Origin of the sequence: Sphingopyxis sp., from assembly GCF_035944815.1 — a bacterium.
Lineage (GTDB): Bacteria > Pseudomonadota > Alphaproteobacteria > Sphingomonadales > Sphingomonadaceae > Sphingopyxis.
The window spans coordinates 142,853-163,709 of the sequence record NZ_DASZAU010000009.1 but is presented as its reverse complement, the minus strand read 5'-3'; the positions used below and the strand labels follow the sequence as shown (position 1 = coordinate 163,709).

Sequence of the window (20,857 nt, the reverse complement as noted above, 5' to 3'; positions counted from 1 at the left end):
AGTTGCAAATGACTTGCAATATGCAGAGCGTGGGGACGGATATTTGGTTGCGATCGCCGACACGGGCCATCTGAGCGACAGCCGGGCGACGACGACGCCCGCCGGCGTGTGGGCGGTTGCCTTCCTCGGCATCACCGCGGGCACCCAGATGAGCGACCGCGGCTTGCAGTCGATCCTCTCGCCCGCAATCCAGCAAAGCTTCGGCGTTTCCGATGCCGTGATCGGAGCGCTGCACGGTATCGCGGGAATCCTTGTCGCCAGCGCGCTCGCGGTGCCGCTCGCGCGCCTTGCCGATCGCCATTCGCGAAAGTCGATCCTGCTCGGCCTGATCCTCCTCTGGGGCCTCCTCACCGCGCTCAGCGGGCTCGCGCCGAATTTCGAACTTTTCTTCATCGGCCGCGCCGCGTCGGGGATCACCGAATTTGCGATGATCCCGGTGGTCTACTCGCTGATCCCCGACCTCGTCAGCGACCGTCACCGCGTGCCCGCCAACCTCTTCTTCGCCGCATTGATGGCGACCGGCGCCAGCGCGGGCTTCTATTTCGGCGGCAATTTGCTCGAATTTGCAGGCACCATCGCCCCAGCCGGGACCGAGGCCTGGCGCGTCGCCTTACTCTGCCTCAGCCTGCTCGCGCTGCCACTGCTCGGCGCCGGCCTGTTCCTTCACGACACCGCACGCGGGGTCGCGGCGCCCGGTGAGAGCGGCGCCACCGCAGCGCTGCTACCCTTCTTCCAGTCGCACCGGCAGCGCATCCTGCTCTTCCTCGGCGCCGCCGGCGGGCTTGCAATCGCCGTGCAGGCAGTCGCGCCGCTGGCGGCGCTCGGGCTGGTGCGCCGCTTCGCGTCCGACCTCGTGCCGACCGGCCATGCCCTTGGCCTCATCACGCTCGCGACCAGCCTCGGCAGCCTCGCCGTCGCGGGGATCGTCGACCGGTTCCTGCGCCCGCGCTTCGGCGAGGCATCGCGGCCGCTGGTCATGGCAACAGGCGCATTGCTCGCGATCCCGTGCTTGATCTGGCTCGGCGCCGCGGCCGGCGAGCATCAGGCGCTGACGATGATCGCGCTGTTCCTCGCGCTCACCAGCACCGCCAACGCGCTGATCCCGACGATCCTCCAGGATATCATCCCCGCCGAACTGCGCGCGCGCAGCTTCGCCCTATACAGCTTCGTGATCGCCGCCTTTTGCGCCGTGGGGCCGCTCCTCACCGGCGGCCTGTCGGATCATGCCGTCGGCGGCAATCTGCTCCTCGCGATGGCGATGGCCGGCGTCCCGGCGCTTGCGGCCGCGACATTGTCGGCCGGCTTTATGGTCCGGCGCCGCGCGGCCTAGCTTTCGTCGGCGAAGTCCATCGCCTCATTCTCTTCGCGCGCCGCCTTCGCCGCCTGCCGCTTGCGGCGGAAGGTTTCGAGCACGCTGTCGGCCTCGCGCCCGCCGCCGGGCTTGAAGCGATGATCCATCCCCGCCGACAGGTCGCCTTCGTCGATCTGCGCCTGGAGCCGCGTTTCGTCGAGATGGCGCAAAGTCGCTTCGACATCGTCCATCTCGCGCGGGTCGACATCGAGATAACGCAGCGCCGTAAGCCCCATCGCGACCGAGCTTTCGAACACTTCGCGAATGACGCCATCGACCCCGGCGCCGTCGACCGCGAGCAGTTGCCGCCGGTCGAAAACACGCATCAATATCTTCGCGTCGGGGAAAGCCTCGACGATCGGCCGCATCGCGGCGGCGTCGACCGATGCGTCGTCCATGCAGAAGATGATCAGCCGCGCCTCCTCGGCACCGGCACGACGCAAAAGGTCGACACGCAGGCCGTCGCCGAAATAGACCTTGGTGTCGAACCGGCTCGACAGCTCGATCTGGCTCGGCTTCTTGTCGATCAGCGTCACCGAACAGGCGACGCCGTGCAGCATCTGCGACACAATCTGCCCGAAACGGCCATAGCCGACGACGATGGCCGAACCGCGCGGAGCGCCCTCGGGATCGTCAAGATCGGTCGCGTTCGCTTCGGGCGCGAATTCGAGATTACGCGCGAACAGCATCAGGAAGGGGGTTGTGACCATCGACAGCGTCACCACCGCGCTGAACAGGCTCGCCGCCTCGGGCTCGATCAGCAGTGCGTCGGCCGCCTGCGCAAAGAGCAGGAAGCCGAACTCCCCGCCTTGGCTCAGCAGCAGGCCGAGCCCGAGTGCCGCCTGCCAGCTCTTGCCGAAGGCCTTCACGATCAGCGTCAACACGACCAGCTTCACCGCCACCAGCCCGAGCGCAAGCGCGATCACCTGCAGCGGTCGCTCCAACACCACACCGATGTCGAGCACCATGCCCACCGCGAGGAAAAAGAGGCCGAGCAGGATCAGGCGGAAGGGTTCGACGTCCGACTCGATCTCGTGCCGATAGGGCGAATCGGCGAGCATCACGCCGGCGATGAACGCACCGAGCGCGGTCGACAGGTGCAGGCTGTGCATCAGGGCCGCGCTCGCGAGGATGGTGAGCAGCCCGACGACGACGAACAATTCGCGCTCGCCATAACGCCCGACGATGCGCAGCAGCGGATTGACGATGAAACGCCCCGCAAGGACCAGCACGATGATCGCCCATAGCGTGAAGAAGGCCATCTGCCAGCCCGACGGCGCCGACGGGTCGGCGGGCGCGCGCGAGAGGACCGCGACGATGGTGATCATCGGCACGATCGCGAGGTCCTGGAACAGCAGGATCGAAAAGGCCTTTTCACCGAAGGGCGAGTTGATGCGGCCCGAACTTTTCAGGCCCGGCAACACCTGCGCGGTCGACGACAGCGCAAGCGGCAAGCCGAGCGCGAGCGATGCGGCCGGACTGAAACCGAGCGTCAGATGGATGAGCGCAGTCAGGATGAGCCCGGTCGCGACGACCTGCACCATCCCGAGCCCGAAGATCGCGCGCCGCATGTCCCAGAGCCGGCGCGGCGACAGCTCGAGTCCGACGAGGAAGAGCAGGAAAGCGATGCCGAGTTCGGCAAAGGCGAGCTTCGATTCGCCGCCGCCGACGAGCGCCAGCCCGTGCGGGCCGACGATCGCGCCCGCAATCAGGTAACCGAGAACGGCGCCAAGGCCGAGCCGGCGAAAGATCAGCACGAACAGCGTCGCGACGCCGAGCAGGATCGCGCCTTCGACAAGTGCGGTGTCGGTCGCCGTCTCCGCGACCTTCTCGGCCGCCTCGGACGTCGCCGCGGTGAGCATGGTCAGCATCATGCCGCCGCCGCCCGCCCTTCCAGCGCCGCGATCGCGGCGTCGAAGGGCAGCAGGATCGCGCCGTGCCGCGCCGGATAGTCGCGTGCGGGGGCGAGCAGGTCGAAGCCCGGCCAGTCGGGCCGCAGTTCCCCGCCCGCGAACCAGTCCGCGATACCCGCACGCGCCGCACGGATTTCCGCGAGCCCCCGTCCCGGTGCATGCCGCGCGAGCAGCGCCGCCGATGCCTGTCCGAGCGCACAGGCTTCGACATGCATCCCGACGCGCGTCACATGACCGGCGGCGTCGGTATCGAGGTCGAGGATGATCGCGCTCCCGCACAGGGGCGCACGCCTGCTCACACGATTGGGAGCATCGGCGAGCGGCAGGAATTCCGAAGTCGCAACCGCCAGCGCCAATATGTCGCGATTATAAAGCGGCGCGCTCATGACTTCGGCGCGTCGGGCGCGTCCTGCTTGTTGCCGTTCGCTTCGGCCTCGCGCGCTTCGGCGCGGCGTTCGGCGATCACCTTGCTGAGCGCGCCGCTCGTCGCGGCGAGCGCGGGATAGGTCCGGCTGTCGGTCACCCATGCCGGGCGCTGCGCGTTGCCGTAACCGATGTCGTACAGCAAGGTGATGACCATGAAGGCGATCGTCGCGATCAGCAGGCCCTTGAGCGCACCGAACCCGGCGCCGAGGCCGCGGTCGAATCCGCCGACCAGCGACGCACGGCTGCGCTGTCCCATCGCGCGCGATCCCCATTTGGTGAGCGCGAAAACCCCGCCGAACAGGATCACGAACGCCAGCATTGCCGCGCCGCCGCCCGGCCCCATCCAGCCGCCGAGCAGGTCGGTCGCCAGCGGGTGAAAAAAGCGCACCGCCGCGATCGCGAGGACCCAGGCGAGAAGGCTTGTCACCTCCTGCACCAGCCCGCGCGTAAAGCCGAGCACCGCGCTGCCGCCGACAAGCGTCAGCACGATGATATCCAGAGCCGTCAGACTTCCCATTTGCCGGTCGCTAGTCGCGCCCGAGCATCAGGTCAACGAGTTCGCCGAGCCGCGTGAAACCGGTGACCGAAATTCCGCCGACGCCCTTCATCCCGGCGGGGCCCCAGCCGCGCGAAAAGCCGAGCTTCGCGGCTTCGCGCAGGCGGAGCCCGTCGTGCGAAACCTGCCGCACCTCGCCCGACAGTGACAATTCGCCGAAGACGATCGCATCGGCGGGCACCGGCCGCTCGCTGAACGCCGAGATCAGCGCCGCGGCGACCGCCAGATCGGCCGCCGGGTCGGTGAGCCGATAGCCGCCCGCGATGTTGAGATAGACCTCGGCTCCGCCCATCTGGAGGCCGCAGCGCGCCTCGAGCACCGCGAGCACCATCGCGAGCCGCCCGCTGTCCCACCCGACGACGGCGCGGCGGGGCGTCGCCCCGCTCGCCAGCCGTACGGTCAGCGCCTGCACCTCGACGAGCACCGGGCGCGTTCCTTCGAGCGCGGGAAAGACCACCGATCCCGGCACGTCGCGGCTGCGGTCGGTCAGGAAGAGGCTCGACGGGTTGGCGACCTCGCCCAGCCCTTCTTCCCCCATCGCGAAGACGCCGATCTCGTCGGTGCCGCCGAAGCGGTTCTTCACCGCGCGCAGGATGCGATATTGGTGGCTGCGCTCGCCCTCGAACGCCAGTACCGTGTCGACCATATGTTCGAGCACGCGCGGCCCCGCGATCGTTCCGTCCTTGGTGACATGGCCGACCAGCACGATCGCGGCGTCGCTGTCCTTGGCATAGCGGATGAGTTCCTGCGCGCTCGCGCGGACCTGGCTCACCGTCCCCGGCGCGCTGTCGATCAGGTCGCTGTGCATCGTCTGGATCGAATCGATCACGACGAAGTCGGCATCGCGCCCGTCGAGCGTCGCGAGGATGTCGCGCACCGACGTCGCGCTGGCGAGCGCGACCGGCGCCTTGTCGAGCCCTAGCCGCTGCGCGCGCAGCCGCACCTGCGCCGCGGCTTCCTCGCCGCTGATATACACGACCGACTTGCCCGCCTTCGCCAGCCGCCCCGCCGCCTGCAACAGCAAAGTCGACTTGCCGATCCCCGGATCGCCGCCGATCAGCGTCGCCGATCCCGCGACGAAGCCGCCGCCCAACGCGCGGTCGAATTCGGCGATCCCGCACAACATGCGTTCGGGCATCTTGCTTTCGGCATCGAGCGTTTCGAGCGCCAGCGTGCGCCCGCCGCGGCTGAGGTCGTGCTTCGCCGAAAACACCGTCTCGGCGGCTTCCTCGACCAGCGTGTTCCACTCGCCGCAATCGGCGCACTGCCCCTGCCAGCGATAGGTCGCCGACCCGCAATTCTGGCAGACATATTGACGTTTCGCTTTGGCCATGGCGTTCGCTTAACCGGAACAAAGAACGAACGCCAGCCCAATTCCGGCGCGACGGTTCATATTTATCGCGCGTTGTTCTAGGGGATCAACAACACCCGAATCACCTTCCCGCAGGAAAGCCCCGAGCCATGAAATTCTTCGCCGACACCGCCGAAATCGCCGACATCCAGGAACTGGCCGCGACCGGCCTGCTCGACGGCGTCACCACCAACCCGTCGCTGATCGCGAAGTCGGGACGCGACTTCAAGGAAGTGACGAAGGAAATCTGCGCGCTGACCACCGGCCCGGTGTCGGCCGAAGTCGTCGCGCTCGACCATGCGACGATGATGAAAGAGGCCGAAATCCTCCGCAAGATCGCCGACAATGTCTGCATCAAGGTGCCGCTGACGATCGACGGGCTCAAGACCTGCAAGGCGCTGACCAGCGACGGCACGATGGTCAACGTCACGCTCTGCTTCTCGGCGGCGCAGGCGCTGCTCGCGGCGAAGGCCGGCGCGACCTTCGTCTCGCCCTTCGTCGGCCGCCACGACGACAATGGCTTCGACGGTATGCAGCTGATCGCCGACATCCGCCTGATCTACGACAATTACGCCTATGAAACCGAAATCCTCGTCGCGAGCGTGCGCCACGGCATCCACGTCCTCGAAGCCGCCAAGATCGGCGCCGACGTGATGACCGCGCCCCCGTCGGTGATCAAGGGCCTGTTCAAGCATATCCTGACAGAAAAGGGCATCGAGGGCTTCCTCGCCGACTGGGCGAAGACCGGCCAGTCGATCTGACAGCCTTAACAGTTGACGTAAACGTCAAGTCATCGCGATACTCGCCCGAAAGGGAGAGATTCGCGATGACCGACACCAACATCCTCACGACACGCCGCGGCCATGTGCTGATCGTCACGATCAACCGGCCCGAGGCGCGCAATGCCGTCAACGCCGCGGTCCATGTCGGTGTCGGCACCGCGCTCGAAGAGGCCGAAAACGATTCCGAAATCCGCGCAGTCGTGATCACGGGCGCGGGCGACAAGAGCTTCTGCGCCGGCGCCGACCTCGTCGCGCTGTCGCGCGGCGAAAGCCTCTACCCCGACGATCCCGCACAACAGGCGTGGGGCTTCGCGGGCATGGTGTCGCACCCGATCTCGAAACCGATCATCGCCGCGGTCAACGGCTTCGCCTTCGGCGGCGGCTGCGAGATCGCGCTGATGAGCGACATCATCGTCGCCGCCGATCATGCCCAATTCGGGCTGCCCGAGGTCAAGGTCGGGCTGTTCGCCGCGGCGGGCGGCGCGTTCCGCCTCGCGCAGCAGCTGCCGCGCAAGCTCGCGATGGAATATATGCTCACCGGCGATCCGATCCCCGCCGCGCGCGCCGCCGAATTCGGGCTGGTCAACCATGTCGTGCCGCTCGCCGACCTGCTGCCGACCGCGCTCGCGCTTGCCGAAAAGATCGCGGGCAACGCGCCGCTGTCGGTGCAGGCGTCGAAGCGCGTCGCGCTCGGCATCGATCAGGGCCGCATCGCCGCCGACGCCCCCTATTGGGAGCATAACACGCGCGAACGCGCGGTCCTGATGCGCAGCGAGGATGCCCGCGAAGGCCCGCTCGCCTTCGCGCAGAAGCGCAAGCCCGAGTGGAAGGCGCGCTGACATGGTCATGACCGATCCCGAGCGGATTCCCGTCATCATCGGCATCGGGCAGGTCAACGACCGGCCCGATGATCCCGATCAGGGCCTCGACTCGCTCGGTCTGATGGTCGAGGCGCTGAAGATAGCGGACGCCGATGCCGGTGGCGGTCTCCTCGCCGACCTCGACAGCCTCGCGATCGTCGACCAGATCAGCTTCCACAGCCTCGGCAAATTGCCCGAGCCGCTCGCCGCTGCCATCGGGGCAACCCCGGCGATCGCCTATCAGTCGGCAGCCCCGCACGGTGACACGCCCGTTCGCCTGCTCAACGAAGCGGCGAACCGCATCGGCGCGGGTGAGGTCAAGCTCGCCGCCATCGTCGGCGCCGAGGCGCTGCGCACCGCCGCCGGCCGCGCGGCCAAGGCGGCAAGCGGCGAAGACAAAAGCTATAACGCGATCCGCAAGGTCGCGACACGGCGCGAGCCCAATTATGCCCAGAAGCACGGCCTCGCCGCGCCGGTCGACGTCTATCCGCTCTATGAAAATGCGACCCGCGCGGCATGGGGCGAAAGCCTCGAAGACGCGCAGTTCGAAAGCGCCGAAATCTGGTCGCGCTTTTCCGAAGTCGCCGCCGCGAACGACGGCGCATGGATCAGGAAACCCGCCACCCCCGAAGACATCCTCCGCGTCGACGAGCGCAATCGCCCGATCGCCTTCCCCTATTCGAAGCTGATGGTCGCCAACTCGTCGGTCAATCAGGGCGCCGGCTTCCTCGTCGCGAGCCTTGCCGAAGCGCGTCGCCGCGGGATCGCCGAAGACCGGCTGATCTACGTCGGCATGGGCGCCGCGGCGAAAGAGCCCGCGAGCATCCTGCACCGCGACCGCTACGACGGCAGCGTCAGCATGGAAACGTCGATTCATCGCACGCTCGACCTCAACGGCATGACCGTCGCCGATTTCGATTTCGTCGAACTTTACAGCTGCTTCCCCTGCGTACCGAAAATGGCGCGGCGCATCCTCGGCTGGCCGTGGGACCGCCCTGCAACGGTGTTCGGCGGGCTGACCTTCGGCGGCGGCCCGATCGCCAACTATATGAGCCATGCGATCGTCTCGATGGCCGACAGGCTGCGCAACGAAGGGCGCTATGGCTTCCTCTTCGCCAACGGCGGCTTCGCCACCGACAATCACTGCATCATACTCGGCAACAAACCGATCGCCGCGGCCAGCTTTCCGCAGGACTTCGACTATCAGGCCGAAGCCGAAGCCAAGCGCGGCCCGGTTCCCGAACTGGTCGAGGATTATGCCGGGCCGGCGACGGTAGAGAGCTACACCGTCTTCTATGGCCGCGACGGCGCCCCGAAAGCCGGGGTGGTGGTGGCGAAGACGCCCGATGGCAAGCGGACGCTGGCGCATGTCGACATCGCCGACGCGGCGATGCTGGCGTTCCTGACCGACGGCAAGGTCGAGCCGGTCGGAACCCCCGGCCGGGTCATCGCGCTCGACGAAGGTTTCGGCTGGCGAGCAGCCTGACCGGCGTGTCGCAACAATCACTCGCGCACGGTGGAAGGACGCGATAAATCGCTCGCATGCGAAAGATATTGATCCCCGTCACATTGGCGCTCGCCGGCGCATTGGGATGCACCCCGGCAACGCCGGCCGAGCCGACGATGCAGGAGTTGCTGCGCGACCCAGCGGTGGCCGAATTTGCCGCCTGGCAAAAAAAGCACAGCCTTCCCGCGATCGATCTCGAGCCCGCGGGTCCGGCGCCCGCAACCCCCGGCGGCACCCGCATCGGGGGTCCGGTCTGGCTCGCGGTGGGCGAAGTCTGGCCCGCCGACGCCGAGGGCAAGCCGATGTCCTTCCTCGCACAGGTCGATTTCGCCGACCTGCCACCGCTGCCCGACTATCCGACCAGCGGCGTCCTGCAATTCTTCATCGCGCGCGACGATTATTACGGCGCGAATTTCGAAAAGCCCGAAGCGGGCACGTTCCGCGTCATCTGGCGTGAAAAGCTGGGCGGCGCGGGCAAGCTGCACATGGGGCGACCAGCGGGCGACCGCGGGATCGACGATTATTCGCCGCTATACGACGCCACGGTAGCACGGGGCATCGCGCTCAAACCCAGACGCACCGATCAAATCCCCTCGGTCGAATCCTGGCTCGCCGAACGCGATCTCGAAACGCTGCTGAACGATGCCACCAAGAGCGATCGCGTCTATGACTTCGCCGAAAAGCAGAATGAACTGGCGGTGCAGGGTCATCATGTCGGTGGCCACCCCGGCTTCACCCAGTCCGACTGGCGCGCGGCCAAACCCTATCAGGACGTCGACCGCGTCCTCCTCAACCTGTGGAGCGACAAGCACCTTATGTGGGGCGATTCGGGGCAGGGTCAGTTCATGATCCGGCGCGAAGATTTGCTGAAGCGCGACTTCAGCAAGATCTTCTATCAGTGGGACTGCTACTGACCGGCGACCAGCGTCAGATGTCGAACGACACGCCCTGCGCCAGCGGCAGCGCGTCCGAATAATTCAGCGTGTTGGTTGCGCGGCGCATATAGGCTTTCCAGCTGTCCGAGCCCGACTCGCGCCCGCCGCCCGTTTCCTTCTCGCCGCCGAACGCGCCGCCGATTTCGGCGCCCGATGTGCCGAGATTGACGTTCGCGATACCGCAGTCGCTCGCCACGAGGAACCGCTCGGCCTCGCGCATGTCGGTCGTGAAGATCGCCGACGACAGCCCCGCCGCAACATCATTATGCTGCTCGATCACCGCGCCGAGATCGTAATAGCGCATGACATAGAGGATCGGCGCGAACGTCTCCTCCAGCACCGGCCCGACCTGCCCCGGCATTTCGACGAGCGCGGGCTTCACATAAAAGCTCTCGCCTTCGCCGACGCGCGTCCCGCCGTGCACGACACCGCCGGCCGCCGTGGCGGCGGCGAGCGCCTGCTGCATCATCTCGTAGGCCGCGCGGTCGATCAGCGGCCCGACGAGCACATCGCCGTCCAGCGGATTGCCCACCCCGACGCTGGCATAGGCCGCCTTCAGCCGCGCAACGAAGCCGTCATAGATGCTGTCGTGCACGAACAGCCGCCGCGTCGTCGTGCAGCGCTGCCCCGCCGTTCCCATCGCGCCGAACGCAACCCCGCGCAGCGCGAGGTCGAGGTCGGCCGACGGCGCGACGATGACGCCGTTGTTGCCGCCGAGTTCGAGAATCGCGCGGGCGAAACGCCCGGCCAGCCGCGGCGCCACGGCGCGCCCCATCCGCGTCGATCCGGTCGCCGACACCAGCGCGACGCGCGTGTCGTCGACCAGCGCTTCGCCCGCCTCGCGTCCGCCGATCAGGATCTGCGCCAGCCCTTCGGGCGCATCGCCGAAGCGCGCCACCGCGCGCGCGAAAATCGCCTGCGTTGCCAATGCCGTCAGCGGCGTCTTTTCCGACGGTTTCCAGACCACGCTGTTGCCGCACACCAGCGCGACGGCAGCGTTCCACGCCCAGACCGCGACAGGAAAATTGAACGCCGATATCACCCCGACGACGCCCAGCGGATGCCAGACCTCCATCATCCGGTGCCCCGGCCGCTCGGTCGCAATCGTCAGCCCGTAAAGCTGGCGGGAGAGGCCGACGGCGAAGTCGCAGATGTCGATCATCTCCTGCACTTCGCCCGCGCCCTCGGACGGGATCTTGCCCGCCTCGACCGTCACCAGCTTCGCCAGATCGTCCTTCGCCGCGCGCAATTCCTCGCCCCACAGGCGGACGAGTTCGCCGCGCCGCGGCGCGGGAATATCGCGCCAGACGCGGAACGCCGCACGTGCACGACCGAGCGTCTCGTCGATCGCCGCCGCATCGGCGACCCGGACCATCGCCAGCCGTTCGCCGGTCAGCGGCGTCACCACGGGCATCGATCCGCCGGCCCATAACGCGCGGTCGACGCCGAGCCGATCGAGAAGTCCAGCTGTCTCCTGGCCCAGTTGAACCATATTCCGTCCCTTCATAAGCGCGCATGCGCCTTGCAACTTGTGGCTCGCGGGTTATCGCAGCCAGCAAGTGAGTCAAATCGAAAGCGGGAGAATAGCCGTGTCCGACCTGCCCCCCTCCGAACCGCTGGTTCCCGTTCCCGCCGACGCCGCGGCGAACACGCATTGCACCGCCGCCGATTACGACCGGCTCTATGCACAAAGCATCGCCGATCCCGATACCTTCTGGGCCGAACAGGCGAAGCGGCTCGACTGGATCACGCCGCCGACGAAGATCGCGAACTGGTCCTACGATCCGGTCGAGATCAAATGGTATGAGGATGGTGTCCTCAACCTCTGCCACAACGCCGTCGACCGCCACGTCGCGGCCGGGCACGGCGACCGCACCGCGATCATCTTCGAACCCGACGCGCCCGACGGCGAGACACGCCACATCAGCTACAAGGCGCTCCTCGCCGACGTCGTCCGCTTCGCCAATACGCTCAAAAAAATGGGCGTCCAAAAGGGCGACCGCGTCACCATCTATATGCCGATGATCCCCGAAGGCGCGGTGGCGATGCTCGCCTGCGCGCGCATCGGCGCGGTGCACAGCGTCGTCTTCGGCGGCTTCTCGCCCGAGGCGATCCACGGCCGCATCGAGGATTGCGGCAGCGACTGGGTGATCTGCGCCGACGAGGGCCTCCGCGGCGGCAAGACCGTTCCGCTCAAGGCCAATGTCGACAAGGCGCTCGAACGCGTCGATGTGAAGGCGGTGCTCGTCATCGCGCACACCGGCGGCGACGTCGCGATGAAGGAAGGCCGCGACCATTGGTACGACGCGCTGTCGGCCGACGTCGGTGCCGACTGCCCGTGCGAGCCGATGGGGGCCGAGGACCCGCTGTTCATCCTCTACACCTCGGGATCGACGGGCAGCCCGAAGGGCGTGCTTCACAGCGTCGGCGGCTACAGCGTCTGGACCGCCAGCACCTTCTATTATGGCTTCGACTATCGGCCCGGCGAGATTTTCTGGTGCAGCGCCGACATCGGCTGGGTCACGGGCCACAGCTACGTTGTCTATGGCCCGCTCCAGAATGGCGCGACGACGCTGATGTTCGAGGGCGTTCCCAATTATCCGGGCCACGACCGCTTCTGGCAGGTCGTCGACAAGCATAAGGTCAACATCCTCTACACCGCCCCGACCGCGATCCGCGCGCTGATGCGCGAGGGCGACGATTATGTGACGCGGCACGACCTCTCGTCGATCCGCCTGCTCGGCAGCGTCGGCGAACCGATCAACCCCGAGGCGTGGCGCTGGTATCACCAACTCGTCGGCAAGGGCCGCGTGCCCGTGATCGACACCTGGTGGCAGACCGAAACCGGCGGGATCATGATCACCACCCTGCCCGGCGCGCATCCGATGCAGCCGGGCAGCGCCGGGCGCCCCTTCTTCGGTATCCGCCCGCAACTCGTCGACGCCGAGGGCGGCGTGCTCGTCGACGAACAGACCGGCGGCGCATCGGAAGGCAATCTCTGCATCACGCACAGCTGGCCCGGGCAGGCGCGCACCGTCTATGGCGACCATGAGCGCTTCATCCAGACCTATTTCTCGACCTATCGCGGCAAATATTTCACCGGCGACGGCTGCCGCCGCGATGCCGACGGATATTGGCGGATCACCGGGCGCGTCGACGATGTGATCAACGTCTCGGGCCACCGCATGGGCACCGCCGAGGTCGAAAGTGCGCTCGTCCTCCACGATCTGGTCGCCGAGGCCGCCGTCGTCGGTTTCCCGCACGATATCAAGGGCCAGGGCATCTACGCCTATGTGACGCTCAACGCCGGGGTCGAGCCGACCGAAGAGGTCGCCGCGGCGCTGAAGCAGCAGGTGCGCAAGGAGATCGGCCCGATCGCGACCCCCGACCATATCCACCTGACCCCCGGCCTGCCCAAAACGCGTTCGGGCAAGATCATGCGCCGCATCCTGCGCAAGATCGCCGAGAATGATTTCGGATCGCTGGGCGACACATCGACGCTCGCCGACCCCAGCCTTGTCGACGGGCTGATCGAGGGGCGCAAGAACAGATAGGCCGTATCATTCTTTGGTATGGTTGAACCGGCGGCCGCGGGACACCATATAGGAGGCACCCCCGAGTTCCGGCCGCTCCTCCCCCCTCCCTGACGGCCGGAGCAACAAGGCCCGGAAGGTCGCGTACCTTCCGGGCCCTCCCTTTCCCCGAGCCTTGCGGCGATCTCAGAAATGAAAGTCGGGCAGCTCCGCCAGCGCGATGCCCAGCGCCTCGGCCCAGCCGTCCGCGACGCTTTCGAAATAGGGGTCGTTGCGTTCGAAACGGCGCTCGCGGACGCCAACGAAATCGTCGCGTTCATGGACCTTGAGGTCGATCGGCAGGTCGACCCCGGCATTGGCGCGGATCGTCGAATCGAACGAGACGCAGAGCAGCTTCACCGCATCCTCGAACGACATGGCGGGATCGTAGGAGCGCACGATGATCGGGCGGCCATATTTCGTCTCGCCGATCTGGAAAAAGGGATTGTCCTCGCCCGCCTCGATGAAATTGCCCTCGGGATAGATCAGGAACAGCCGCGGTTCGGCGCCCTTGATCTGCCCGCCGACGATCAGCGAGGCACGGAACAGCGAATCCGCCGCAGATTGGCCCTCGTCATTGTGTCGCATCACGATGTGGCGCAGCGTTTCGCCGATGATCGTCGCCACCGCGAACATCGACGGCGCGGCGAGGATCGACGGGTGCCGTTCCTCGGGCGCCTTGGTGCGTTCGTCGAGCAGGCTGACGACCGCCTGCGTCGTCGCAAGATTGCCCGCCGACATCAATGTGATCACGCGCTCGCCCGGCACATGCCAGCTGCGCATCTTGCGGACCTGCGAGATGTCGTCGACACCGGCGTTGGTGCGGGTGTCCGACATGAACACCAGCCCCTTGTTCAAACGCATGCCTACGCAATAAGTCATGGTATCCTGTTTTCCCCGCCCGGAAACTTCTGGTCGCTCCGGTCCGCTTATTGCTGGACCTGCAATTGGACAACCAGATTTTCTTGCGCTGCACCATAGCGCATCCCGCGAACCGGGGCGGCATCGCGATAATCGAGCCCGGTCGCAACGCGGATATAGCGCTGGTCGGGCGAGTGGCCGTTGCTCACGTCGAAGCCGATCCAGCCGATATGCTCGAAAAACGCCTCCGCCCAGCCGTGGGTTGCATCCTGGTGCGTCCGGTCGTTCATCATCAGATAGCCCGACACATAGCGCGCCGGATGGCCAAGGTGGCGCATCGCCGCGATGAAGATATGCGCATGATCCTGGCACACGCCGCCTTCGCCCGCGAGCGCCTGTTCGGCGGTCGTTTCGGCATCGGTCACGCCGATCCGATACGGCAGCCGCGCCAGTATCAGCGCCGACAGTGCGTGCGCGCGCTCGATATCGTTCGCAAAATCGCGTCCCAGTTCGGCGGTCATCGAGCGCACCGCGCGCCCGGCGCGCGTCAGCGGCGTCGGCCGGAGGAAGGTCCAGAGCGGCATCGCACCGCGGTGCGGCCCGATCACCCCGTCCCAGGTGACGAGCTCGACCTCGCCGGTGCAGCGGATGACGAGTTCGCTCGTGCCGCTATCGACCGATACCAGGTCGACGCCATTGCCGTGATGGTCGGTGTAATGGAGCTGCTGCGAACCGCCCTCGATCGCGACCGTCCAATCGTGGATCAATTGCTGCCCGGGGCGCTCCTTCGGCGTCAGCTTGAGTTGCTGGAGCGCATAGCGAACCGGGCCGTCATATTGATAATGGGTGATATGTTCGACACGCAGTCTCATCGTCATTCCACAAAGCGATAGTCGCGCTCGATCTGCTGCGCGAGCGCAGCATTGGCGCGAAGGAAGTCGGTAATGAACTCGTGCAGCCCGCCGTCGAAAATCGACTGGATCGGCCGCGACAGCCGGTCGCGGCAGATCGACGCCCCCATCCGGACCGCCTCGGTCTCCTCGCCATAGGTGCGTTGCAGCAGCCCCAGATTGTCGTTCATCTGGTCGCAGCAAAAGGCGAGGCTGCGCGGCATCTGTTTATAGAGGATCAGGAATTCGGCGATCTTCAGCGCGCTGATTTCCGCCCCGTACAGCCAGTGATAGGCGCGGTGCGCCGACACCGAACGCAGGATCGTTTCCCACTGCACATTGTCGATCGAACTGCCGATATGCGCGACAGAGGGCAGCAGCAGATAATATTTGACGTCGAGGATGCGCGCGGTGTTGTCGGCGCGTTCGAGGAAGGTGCCGAGCCGCGCGAAATTATAGCCGTCGTTGCGCAGCATCGTGCCCGAAAAGGTGCCGCCGACCTGCGCGCTCTGCCGCCGGATCGCCGCGAGCACATCGGGCAGGTCATCCTCGCGCACCTGCCGTTTCAGCAGCGCGCCGAGCGTCATCCAGCTCGTGTTGACCGCCTCCCACACTTCGCGCGTCAGATAGGTGCGCGCGGTCCGCGCATTGTCGCGCGCGCGCTTGACCACTGACAATATGCTCGACGGATTGGCGGGATCGCGAAGCAGGAAGTCGACGACGCGCTGCGACGTATAATCCTCGCCATGCGCTTGCCGGAACGCGAAATCCTGTCCGGCGGTGACGAGCACCGACCGCCATTCGGATCGCGCGGTGCTGGAGCGCGTGAGCGCGATGCGGAATCCCGCGTCGATCAGGCGCGCGTTGTTTTCGCTGCGTTCGAGATAGCGCGCCATCCAGTAGAGGCTGCCTGCGGTCTTGCCGAGCATCAGTCTTCCAATACCCAGGTGTCTTTGGTGCCGCCGCCCTGGCTGCTGTTCACCACCAGCGACCCCTTGCTCATCGCGACGCGCGTCAGCCCGCCCGGCGTGATCCGTATCCCCTGCGGCGACATCAGCACGAAGGGGCGGAGATCGACGTGGCGCGGCGCCAGCCCCGCCTTGGTGAAGATCGGCACGGTCGACAGCGACAGCGTCGGCTGCGCGATATAATTGCGCGGATTGGCCTCGAGCTTGGCACGGAAGGCGGCGATCTCCTTCTTGCTCGCCGCCGGGCCGACGAGCATGCCATAGCCGCCCGATCCGTGGACTTCCTTCACCACCAGTTCGGGCAACCGGTCGAGCACTTCGCGCAGATGCTCGGGCTCGCTGCACCGCCAGGTCGGCACATTGGGCAGCAGAGCCTTTTCGCCCGTATAAAATTCGATGATGTCGGGCATGTAGCTGTACAGCGCCTTGTCGTCGGCGATGCCCGTCCCCGGCGCATTGGCGATCGTGATCCCGCCGGCTCGATAGACGTCCCAGATGCCCGGCACGCCGAGCATCGAGTCCGGGCGGAAATTGAGCGGATCGAGGAAATCATCGTCGACGCGGCGATAGAGGACGTCGATCGGCGTATAGCCCTGCGTCGTGCGCATCGCGATACGCCCGTCGACGACGCGCAGGTCGTGCCCCTCGACCAGTTCGGCCCCCATCTGGTCGGCGAGGAAGCTGTGCTCGAAATAGGCGCTGTTGTGGATGCCCGGCGTCAGCACCGCGACGGTCGGCGTCCCGTTGCACGCGGGCGGCGCGCACGCCGACAGCGACTTTAAGAGGTTGAGCGGATAGTCGCTGACCTCGCGCACCGAAATCTTCGCGAACAGTTCGGGAAACATCTGGAGCATCGTTTCGCGATTTTCGAGCATGTAGGATACGCCCGACGGGGTGCGCGCATTATCCTCGAGCACATAGAATTCATCGGCGCCGGTGCGCACGATGTCGATCCCGCTGATATGCGTATAGACGCCCCCCGGCGGGTCCATGCCCATCATCATCGGCAGGAAGGCTTCGTTGCGCGAAATCAGTTCGGTCGGCACACGGCCCGCGCGCAAAATCTCCTGCCGGTGATAGATATCGTGGAGGAACGCGTTGAGCGCCCGGACGCGCTGTTCGATACCGCGCGACAGACGCCGCCACTCGCTTGCCGAAATGATGCGCGGGACGACGTCGAAGGGGATAAGCCGTTCGTCGGCCTCGTCGGCGCCATAGACGTTGAAGGTGATGCCGGTGGTGCGAAAAAAGGCCTCGGCCTGCTGGGCCTTGCGCTGGATGCGCGCCGCGTCCTCGCGGTCGAACCAGTCCGAATATTCGCGATAGGGCGACCGGACATCGCCGCCCTGACTTGGCTGTCCCGTCATCTCGTCGAAAAAGGAAATGCCCCAGACCTTTCCACGCAACATGCCACCGGTCCGGCCGCACCCGGTCGCCCGGGCAAACGGCCCCATAGTTCCTGCCTGCTGCGTTGCTTGTCTGGCTACGCGGCCGCCAAGCTTGTGACGATGATGCTAATCGCGCCCGCGCGCCTTGGCAAGCGGGCTCGTGAGCACGCGTTGTTACCGTAACTTGAGGGAAACAGATGCCATTCCTTCGTCATGCCGGACCTGGTCCGGCATCCAGTCCTGCTGCGAGGGTCTGGACCCCGGATCAAGTCCGGGGGGACGAAGGGTGGAAGTCCGGCGCGTCGGTCAGATCGCCCCGTGGCAATGCTTGTACTTGCGCCCCGAACCGCACGGGCACGGCGCGTTGCGGCTGATCTCCAGCTCGGCATAGGGGTTTTCGCCCTCGGGCAAATCGGGCTTTGGCACCTGCATCGGCGGCAGCGTGTTGGCGATCACGCCCAGCGTTCCTGCATCGATGTCGCCGCTGTTATCCTCGCCCGTGAAGGGGTCGATGTGCGTCGTCAGGAAATCGGGCAGGTCGGGCAGCGGCATCGGTTCGGGCTCTTCGAAACGCAGGTCGATCCGCGCCACGGTGCGCGTCACATCCTCGCGGATGTTCGACAGCATGCGCTCGAACAGCGCAAAGGCCTCCTGCTTATATTCGTTGATCGGCTGCTTCTGCGCATAGGCGCGCAGGAAGACGACCTGGCGCAGCGCGTCGAGCGTCGCGAGATGCTCTTTCCAATGATGGTCGAGCGTCTGGAGCAGCACCGATTTCTCGATCCCCTTCCACGTCTCGGCGTCGACCAGCGCTGCCTTTTCGGCCGCGATCGCGTCGGCCTGCGCCTGGATGCGTTCCTCGAACATTTCGGGGTCGACCGCGTCTTCCTGCATCCAGGCGTCGATCGGCGGCTCGAGGTCGAGGATGTTCGCGACGCGCTCCTTCATCTGCTCGATGTTCCACTGCTCGGGATAGCTGCCCGGCGGGCACGCATCGGCGACGATCGCGTTCACCGTCTCGGCGCGCATCGCGAGCATGACGTCGTCGACGGTTTCGCTGTCGATAATCTCGCCGCGCTGCTCGTAAATGACCTTGCGCTGGTCGTTCATGACGTTGTCATATTCGACGACCTGTTTGCGGATGTCGTAGTTGCGTGCCTCGACCTTCTTCTGTGCGGTCTCGATCGCCTTCGACAGCCATTTCGACCCGATCGCCTCGCCATCCTCCAGATTCTTGTTCATCATCTTGGAAAAGAGCGTGTCGGGACCGAAGATGCGCAAGAGGTCATCGTCGAGGCAGAGGTAGAATTTCGACAGGCCGGGGTCGCCCTGACGCCCCGAACGGCCGCGCAGCTGGTTGTCGATGCGGCGGCTTTCGTGGCGCTCGGTCGCGAGTACGAACAGCCCGCCTGCGGCCTTCACCGCTTCGCGCTCGGCGGCGACTTCGGCCTGGATGCGCGCAACCGCGGCGTCGCGTTCGGGCCCTTCGGGCAGGTCCTTCAGCTCGTCCTCGATACGGAACTCCTCGTTGCCGCCGAGTTTGATGTCGGTGCCGCGGCCCGCCATGTTCGTCGCGATCGTGACCGCGCCGGTGCGGCCCGCCTGCGCGACGATATGCGCCTCGCTTTCGTGGAAGCGCGCGTTGAGCACGCTGTGCGGCACGCCTTCCTTTTCGAGGTAGGAGGACAGGAGCTCCGATTTTTCGATCGACACGGTGCCGACCAGCACCGGCTGGCCACGCTCGTTCGCCTCGCGGATCGTGCGCGCGATCGCGCCGAACTTGTCGGTGATGTTCTTGTAGAACTCGTCCTCGTCGTCCTTGCGCGCGATCGGGCGGTTGGTCGGGATGGTGACGCAGTTCATCTTGTAGATGTCGAAGAATTCGGCCGCCTCGGTCGCCGCGGTGCCGGTCATGCCGCTGAGCTTCGGGTACATGCGGAAATAATTCTGGAAGGTGATCGACGCGAGCGTCTGGTTCTCGGGCTCGATCTGCACGCCTTCCTTCGCCTCGACCGCCTGGTGCAGGCCGTCGGACCAGCGGCGACCGTCCATCATGCGGCCGGTGAATTCGTCGATGATGACGACCTTGCCGTCCTTGACGATATAATCGATGTCCAGCTTGAACATCATGATCGCCTTCAGCGCCTGGTTGACGTGATGGACGACCTGCGTGTTCTCGATGTCGTAGAGATTGTCGCCCTGCAGCAGGCCCGCGGCTTCGAGCAGCCGCTCGACATGCTCGGTGCCGTCCTCGGTCAGGCTGATCGACTTGGACTTTTCGTCCTTCTCATAATCCTCGTCGACCAGCTGGAGCACCACCTCGTTGACGCGGACATACATTTCCGACTTGTCGTCGGTCGGGCCCGAAATGATCAGCGGCGTGCGCGCTTCGTCGATCAGGATCGAATCGACCTCGTCGACGATGCCGAAGTTGAAGGTACGGTGGACCATCTGCTGGCGATCGAACTTCATATTGTCGCGGAGGTAATCGAACCCCAGCTCGTTGTTCGTCGCATAGGTGATGTCGCTGTTATAGGCCTCGCGGCGCTGCGTCTCGTTGAGGTTCGGGACGATGATCCCCGTAGTCAGGCCGAGGAAGCCGTAAACGGTCCCCATCCATTCGGCGTCGCGCGTCGCGAGATAGTCGTTGACCGTCACGACATGCACGCCCTTGCCCTCGAGCGCGTTGAGGTAACAGGGCAAAGTCGCCATCAGCGTCTTGCCCTCGCCCGTCGCCATTTCGGCGATTTCGCCGCGGTGGAGGACGATGCCCCCGACCATCTGGACATCGAAGTGGCGCATGCCGAGCGTGCGGACCGCGGCTTCGCGCACCGTCGCAAAGGCTTCGGGCAGGATGTCGTCGAGCGTCTCGCCGGCGTCGAGGCGGTCGCGGAATTTCTGCGTCTGGGCCTGCAATTCACTATCGCCGAGCGCCTGCATCGCGGGCTCGAAGGCGTTGATCTTGTCGACGATTTTGCGGATCGATGCAACATAACGGTCGTTGGACGAGCCGAACAGGCTCTTGGCGAGGCCAGCAAACATGGAATTTTCCTTGGAATTATAATGAGATGGCGGCGCCTTCGCCGCATGATATGCAAAAGGCCCCGGGGTGCGGGGCGGCGCCTTTCGAAAGACGCGGAAAGCCGGCTCTATTCGAGCGCGCGGTCGCTGCCGGTGAGCAGGCCGGGAAGATGCGGCGGCGGGGCCTTGCGCGGCTTGCCGCTGCCGCTCGTCGTGCGGCGCGTCGGGGTGGTCGCCGCCGGACGACGTTCATTCTCGCTGGCTTCGGCCTTGCCCGCCGTTTCGGCGAGCATGACGAGCGCCCCCATCGCCGCCGGCATGGCGGGCGCGGCAACGGCCCGGTCGGCTGTCGCCAGGCCGGTCAGCAATGCCAAAAGGGTCAGCAATAACCGCAAGAATCGCCCCTCTATACGTCCGGAACGACAAATATTGCGCCCCGTTCCCTGAACATAGGGTGAAAGCGGCGCCGCGTCCAG

Annotated in this window: 17 protein-coding genes; 6 read left to right on the top strand and 11 right to left on the bottom strand. The window is 65.8% G+C overall.

Annotated elements, in window-relative coordinates; genetic code table 11:
• Positions 1 to 43 precede the first annotated feature (43 nt).
• Positions 44 to 1,330 carry an MFS transporter gene (locus VGU00_RS11665; protein ID WP_327468656.1) on the top strand — a complete coding sequence of 429 codons (1,287 nt, stop codon included), beginning with the start codon at positions 44 to 46 and terminating at the stop codon, positions 1,328 to 1,330.
• On the opposite strand, the gene VGU00_RS11660 is transcribed toward VGU00_RS11665, so the two are convergent.
• The 4 genes from VGU00_RS11660 to radA are packed head-to-tail and all read right to left on the bottom strand — an operon-like array spanning position 1,327 to position 5,579.
• A complete protein-coding gene (locus VGU00_RS11660) occupies positions 1,327 to 3,225 on the bottom strand; it encodes a cation:proton antiporter (protein WP_327468654.1) in 1,899 nt (632 codons plus the stop codon). The genes VGU00_RS11665 and VGU00_RS11660 overlap by 4 nt on opposite strands.
• On the bottom strand, positions 3,222 to 3,650 hold the full coding sequence (locus VGU00_RS11655; protein ID WP_327468652.1) for an iron-sulfur cluster assembly scaffold protein: 429 nt from the start codon (positions 3,648 to 3,650) through the stop codon (positions 3,222 to 3,224). The genes VGU00_RS11660 and VGU00_RS11655 overlap by 4 nt, the downstream gene beginning before the upstream one ends.
• Positions 3,647 to 4,207, bottom strand: coding sequence for a CvpA family protein (locus tag VGU00_RS11650; RefSeq protein WP_327468650.1), 561 nt, complete (start codon positions 4,205 to 4,207; stop codon positions 3,647 to 3,649). The genes VGU00_RS11655 and VGU00_RS11650 overlap by 4 nt, the downstream gene beginning before the upstream one ends.
• Before the next feature lie 10 nt (positions 4,208 to 4,217).
• Positions 4,218 to 5,579, bottom strand: a complete 1,362-nt coding sequence (radA, locus tag VGU00_RS11645) for a DNA repair protein RadA (RefSeq protein WP_327468648.1) — start codon at positions 5,577 to 5,579, stop codon at positions 4,218 to 4,220.
• A gap of 128 nt (positions 5,580 to 5,707) precedes the next feature.
• Here radA and fsa point away from each other — a divergent pair, with 128 nt between their 5' ends.
• The 4 genes from fsa (at position 5,708) to VGU00_RS11625 (ending at position 9,660) form a co-directional block, all read left to right on the top strand.
• Complete coding sequence (gene fsa, locus VGU00_RS11640) at positions 5,708 to 6,358, top strand: fructose-6-phosphate aldolase (protein ID WP_327468646.1); 651 nt, start codon at positions 5,708 to 5,710, stop codon at positions 6,356 to 6,358.
• Positions 6,359 to 6,423: 65 nt separating this feature from the next.
• Positions 6,424 to 7,218: an enoyl-CoA hydratase-related protein gene (locus VGU00_RS11635; protein ID WP_327468644.1), complete on the top strand. Its 795-nt coding sequence runs from the start codon at positions 6,424 to 6,426 to the stop codon at positions 7,216 to 7,218.
• Between the two features lies 1 nt (position 7,219).
• A complete protein-coding gene (locus VGU00_RS11630) occupies positions 7,220 to 8,725 on the top strand; it encodes an acetyl-CoA acetyltransferase (protein WP_327468642.1) in 1,506 nt (501 codons plus the stop codon).
• A gap of 56 nt (positions 8,726 to 8,781) precedes the next feature.
• Positions 8,782 to 9,660, top strand: coding sequence for a YwqG family protein (locus tag VGU00_RS11625; RefSeq protein ID WP_327468640.1), 879 nt, complete (start codon positions 8,782 to 8,784; stop codon positions 9,658 to 9,660).
• Positions 9,661 to 9,673: 13 nt separating this feature from the next.
• On the opposite strand, the gene VGU00_RS11620 is transcribed toward VGU00_RS11625, so the two are convergent.
• Positions 9,674 to 11,173: an aldehyde dehydrogenase family protein gene (locus VGU00_RS11620; RefSeq protein ID WP_327468638.1), complete on the bottom strand. Its 1,500-nt coding sequence runs from the start codon at positions 11,171 to 11,173 to the stop codon at positions 9,674 to 9,676.
• A gap of 97 nt (positions 11,174 to 11,270) precedes the next feature.
• Between VGU00_RS11620 and acs the strand changes: the two genes are divergently transcribed.
• Positions 11,271 to 13,235 (top strand): acetate--CoA ligase, encoded by a 1,965-nt coding sequence (acs, locus tag VGU00_RS11615; RefSeq protein WP_327468636.1) that lies wholly within the window; start codon positions 11,271 to 11,273, stop codon positions 13,233 to 13,235.
• Between the two features lie 165 nt (positions 13,236 to 13,400).
• On the opposite strand, the gene VGU00_RS11610 is transcribed toward acs, so the two are convergent.
• From VGU00_RS11610 to VGU00_RS11585, 6 genes are all read right to left on the bottom strand, one after another.
• Positions 13,401 to 14,135 carry a peptidase gene (locus tag VGU00_RS11610; protein WP_327468634.1) on the bottom strand — a complete coding sequence of 245 codons (735 nt, stop codon included), beginning with the start codon at positions 14,133 to 14,135 and terminating at the stop codon, positions 13,401 to 13,403.
• Positions 14,136 to 14,182: 47 nt separating this feature from the next.
• On the bottom strand, positions 14,183 to 14,986 hold the full coding sequence (locus VGU00_RS11605) for a transglutaminase family protein (RefSeq protein ID WP_327469814.1): 804 nt from the start codon (positions 14,984 to 14,986) through the stop codon (positions 14,183 to 14,185).
• A gap of 2 nt (positions 14,987 to 14,988) precedes the next feature.
• Positions 14,989 to 15,933, bottom strand: a complete 945-nt coding sequence (locus VGU00_RS11600) for an alpha-E domain-containing protein (RefSeq protein ID WP_327468632.1) — start codon at positions 15,931 to 15,933, stop codon at positions 14,989 to 14,991.
• Positions 15,933 to 17,381 (bottom strand): circularly permuted type 2 ATP-grasp protein, encoded by a 1,449-nt coding sequence (locus VGU00_RS11595; protein WP_414713528.1) that lies wholly within the window; start codon positions 17,379 to 17,381, stop codon positions 15,933 to 15,935. The genes VGU00_RS11600 and VGU00_RS11595 overlap by 1 nt, the downstream gene beginning before the upstream one ends.
• 285 nt (positions 17,382 to 17,666) lie before the next feature.
• Positions 17,667 to 20,402: a preprotein translocase subunit SecA gene (gene secA, locus VGU00_RS11590; protein WP_327468630.1), complete on the bottom strand. Its 2,736-nt coding sequence runs from the start codon at positions 20,400 to 20,402 to the stop codon at positions 17,667 to 17,669.
• Positions 20,403 to 20,509: 107 nt separating this feature from the next.
• Positions 20,510 to 20,776 (bottom strand): hypothetical protein, encoded by a 267-nt coding sequence (locus tag VGU00_RS11585; RefSeq protein ID WP_327468628.1) that lies wholly within the window; start codon positions 20,774 to 20,776, stop codon positions 20,510 to 20,512.
• Positions 20,777 to 20,857: the final 81 nt, after the last annotated feature.

Bases quoted from the DNA above. Each gene is read 5' to 3' on its own strand.
- VGU00_RS11660 (WP_327468654.1), bottom strand. From the start codon at position 3,225: ATGATGCTGACCATGCTCACCGCGGCGACGTCCGAGGCGGCCGAGAAG.
- VGU00_RS11655 (WP_327468652.1), bottom strand. From the start codon at position 3,650: ATGAGCGCGCCGCTTTATAATCGCGACATATTGGCGCTGGCGGTTGCG.
- VGU00_RS11650 (WP_327468650.1), bottom strand. From the start codon at position 4,207: ATGGGAAGTCTGACGGCTCTGGATATCATCGTGCTGACGCTTGTCGGC.
- radA (WP_327468648.1), bottom strand. From the start codon at position 5,579: ATGGCCAAAGCGAAACGTCAATATGTCTGCCAGAATTGCGGGTCGGCG.
- fsa (WP_327468646.1), top strand. From the start codon at position 5,708: ATGAAATTCTTCGCCGACACCGCCGAAATCGCCGACATCCAGGAACTG.
- VGU00_RS11635 (WP_327468644.1), top strand. From the start codon at position 6,424: ATGACCGACACCAACATCCTCACGACACGCCGCGGCCATGTGCTGATC.
- VGU00_RS11630 (WP_327468642.1), top strand. From the start codon at position 7,220: ATGGTCATGACCGATCCCGAGCGGATTCCCGTCATCATCGGCATCGGG.
- VGU00_RS11625 (WP_327468640.1), top strand. From the start codon at position 8,782: ATGCGAAAGATATTGATCCCCGTCACATTGGCGCTCGCCGGCGCATTG.
- VGU00_RS11620 (WP_327468638.1), bottom strand. From the start codon at position 11,173: ATGGTTCAACTGGGCCAGGAGACAGCTGGACTTCTCGATCGGCTCGGC.
- VGU00_RS11610 (WP_327468634.1), bottom strand. From the start codon at position 14,135: ATGACTTATTGCGTAGGCATGCGTTTGAACAAGGGGCTGGTGTTCATG.
- VGU00_RS11605 (WP_327469814.1), bottom strand. From the start codon at position 14,986: ATGAGACTGCGTGTCGAACATATCACCCATTATCAATATGACGGCCCG.
- VGU00_RS11600 (WP_327468632.1), bottom strand. From the start codon at position 15,933: ATGCTCGGCAAGACCGCAGGCAGCCTCTACTGGATGGCGCGCTATCTC.
- VGU00_RS11595 (WP_414713528.1), bottom strand. From the start codon at position 17,381: ATGTTGCGTGGAAAGGTCTGGGGCATTTCCTTTTTCGACGAGATGACG.
- secA (WP_327468630.1), bottom strand. From the start codon at position 20,402: ATGTTTGCTGGCCTCGCCAAGAGCCTGTTCGGCTCGTCCAACGACCGT.